This is a genomic window from Streptomyces thermovulgaris, assembly GCF_002155915.1.
Taxonomy (GTDB): domain Bacteria; phylum Actinomycetota; class Actinomycetes; order Streptomycetales; family Streptomycetaceae; genus Streptomyces; species Streptomyces thermovulgaris.
Genome location: NZ_MUME01000352.1, coordinates 1 through 1,557 on the forward strand (window position 1 = coordinate 1; position 1,557 = coordinate 1,557).

At 69.7% G+C, this 1,557-nt stretch carries 1 protein-coding gene; it reads right to left on the reverse strand.

The annotated features are described in order from the left end of the window. Positions 1–123 precede the first annotated feature (123 nt). On the reverse strand, positions 124–1,410 hold the full coding sequence (locus CCN35_RS23965; protein WP_067396210.1) for a M6 family metalloprotease domain-containing protein: 1,287 nt from the start codon (positions 1,408–1,410) through the stop codon (positions 124–126). Positions 1,411–1,557: the final 147 nt, after the last annotated feature.

Genomic DNA, 1,557 nt, shown 5'->3' on the forward strand with positions numbered 1-1,557 from the left:
GAGCGGGGGGGCTTGTGCGGTGCTGCTCGGGATGCGGTCGTGCCCGGGGAGGGCTGTTCCGGTGCTTCGTCCGTCAGGGGATGGGGTCGGGCGTCAGTCGCTGCGTCGGGGATGCACGGTGTGTTACTGCCGTGTCACTCGTACGCGGTAGTTTCCTTTCAGGTCCGCCGATGTCACGTCGATGCGTATGCGTGCCTCGGGGTCCTTGAACGTCTGGCCCGGTGTGAAGGGGGCGTCGGAGAGCTCCGCCTGGACGTTGGGGCTGCGTGTGCAGCCGTCGGAGTTCGGGCGGGCGTCGTGGACCGTGATCGGGCCCTGGCCGGTGTCGACCTCCGCGTCGACCTTGTAGATCAGGATGCCCGGCTGGCAGACCGCCTCGTCGTTGCCCCCGAGGGTGCGCAGCTCGAGGGCGTAGCCGCTGTGTCTGTCGAGGGGGACGAAGACGAGTTTGGGGCCGCCCGCTTGCGCCAGCGGGGTCAGGGTGTACTCGGTCGAGCCGGGCTTGGCCGCGCAGCTCACCTGGTCCGCGTCCAGCCAGCCCAGTTTCCACTTGTGCCAGGCGAGCAGGTCGTTGTTGGCGCCCCAGTCCTCGCTCATGATGTCCCAGTGGCCGACCGCGACCCCGCCTTCCTGGGTGTAGAGGTCGGGCAGGCCGAAGACGTGGCCGTTCTCGTGGGGCAGGACGCGGTAACCGGTGGTCTCGTAGGAGCCGGAGCCGTCGTCCTGGCGGGAGTAGATGAAGGAGACGTTGGCGAGGGTGACGCCGTTGACGACGGGTGCCCCCGTGTTGGCGGCGAAGGTCACCGACAGGACCGTGTCCAGGGCGGAGGGGCCCGCGTTCGGGGTCATCAGTATGTTGACCAGGTCGTAGTCCCGGAAGTCCACTTTCGGGGCGGCGGCCTTTGCTATGTCCTCGACCAGTTGACGGTAGCCGGGCTCGAACGGGGCGCCGCGCTCCACTCCGTACTCCTCGAACGGTCTCGGCATGCGCAGCCAGTCGCGTATCGGAACCTCCGGGCGGTAGTCCAGACGGCCGTAGGAGGCGGTGCGGAACCACTCCTGGGTCTGCGGGAAGAACTCGTGGAAGCGGTCGAGTGCGCTGCCCTCGCCGGGCGCGTCGGAGAAGTCGACCATCAGGGTCAGGGCGTGCACGGTGCCGGTGGAGGGGGCGTATTCGCCTCTGGTGGGGACGCCCTCCGACATCTGTACGGTGGGGGATCCGCTGATCATGCAGGGGGCGAGGGCGGGGGAGAAGGACAGGCTGGCCGGTCCGGCCCCGATCCCCGCGACGCCCGCCGTGAGGTGCCCGGCTCCCGCGGAGGTGCTGACCGCGAGGGTCAGCATCGTGACGGAGGCGAAGGCGGCCACACGGCGCTTGCGTATCGGGTGGCGGGGCGACTGCGGCTGCATACAGGGACCCTTCACGCCAGGCAGCCGGCAGTTTCCGGCTGCACCCTGCCATCACCCTGTGGTGCGGGGGCGGTTGGCGCGCGTTGGAGCCGTCCGGTCGTGGGACGCCTCGCCCGGTCGTGGGAACGGGCGCGGCCAAGCGGGTGC